Consider the following 1,235-nt stretch of genomic DNA (forward strand, 5'->3'; position numbering starts at 1 on the left):
ACGCCGTCCCCCTGGACCTGGAGCACATGGCCGCCTTGATCGAATTCGAGGACGACGCCGGGGCCGTGGAGGCGCTGACCCAGGCGGCGCGGGAGAACAGGGACTTCGCCTACACGCTGCGGCGCCTGCGCTACGACCGCGCCGAGCGCAAACAGCTGGCCGAGCAGCGCGCCACCTACGTCGAAACGGGTGTCCAGGTCATCGACTCCTACCACGACCTCCCCCGCGGCGCAGCAGCGCTGCACGATCTGTGGGGTGCGGAGGACGGCCAGTGGATCAGGGAGAAGGACCACCGGTCGTGCCCCGGGCACGTCATGGCCCCAGGCCAGTACATCGGCAACTGGACCGCGTACTGCCTGGACCCGGCCGGGAACGGCCACCGGCCGCGTTCCGGCAACGGCGCCAAGAAGGCGGACCCGGCGGCGATGCGCGCCGTGGTCGAGGGCAACAAGGACTGGGTGGCGGCCACGGATGTGCGCCGGGACTGGCTCCTCCAGTTCACCCGCCGCAAGACCTGGCCGAAGACCGCCCAGGAGCAGATGAGCCGGTTCGCGGCCCAGCAGGTACTCCTCGGCGGCGACATCATCACCCAGGGCCTCGGCGCGCCCGAGGCCCTGGAACTGGCCCGGCAGTGGCTCGGCCTGCCCGAGACCGCCGACCGGAGCGCCTGCGCCGAAGCCGCTGCGCAGGCGGACCCCCGCAGGCTGGTCCTGCACCACTTCGTGGCCGTGGCCGCGACGATCGAGCGGCAGGCCGGAGCGAAGGACCGGCGAGCCTGGCGCACCGACCACCTCGCCTACCCGCGTGCCCTGCGCGAGCGCATCGGCGAGTACCTCCGCCTGCTGGAGACGCTCGGCTACCAGCTCTCCCCCATCGAGCGGGCCGTGGCCAGCGGCGAGACCCACCACCCGGCCCGGGAGGACGCCGCCCAGGCGCCGGAGGAGCCCCAACTCCAGGAGACCGAGGGCGCCGAGGAGCAGTAGGCCGCAGGCACGGCTGCGGGGACGCGGGGGCCCGCGTCCCCGCAGCCGTGCCCGGCCCTCCCCCCTGCGGCCGGCTTGCCACTGTGACCGCATCGGTAGTAATGTTGATAATGTCGAAATCGGAGGGGTGGGTACCCCCTCCGGCGCCGGCAACCAGGACGGAACCGAAGGCCCCGCGAGCCCGCCCCGGCCCTCGCGACAGTCCCGTCCACGGCAACCCCGGACACCGGGCGCAGGCACCGCCCGGCCGAC

Annotated in this window: 1 protein-coding gene; it reads left to right on the top strand. The window is 73.4% G+C overall.

The genetic code is table 11. The annotated features are described in order from the left end of the window. The coding region (locus D7231_RS36795) for a hypothetical protein (RefSeq protein ID WP_199739537.1) at nucleotides 1-983 on the top strand (983 nt) is incomplete at its 5' end. Between the last annotated feature and the right edge of the window lie 252 nt (nucleotides 984-1,235).

The sequence above is a fragment of the Streptomyces klenkii genome (genome assembly GCF_003626645.1).
GTDB classification, from domain to species: Bacteria; Actinomycetota; Actinomycetes; order Streptomycetales; family Streptomycetaceae; genus Streptomyces; species Streptomyces klenkii.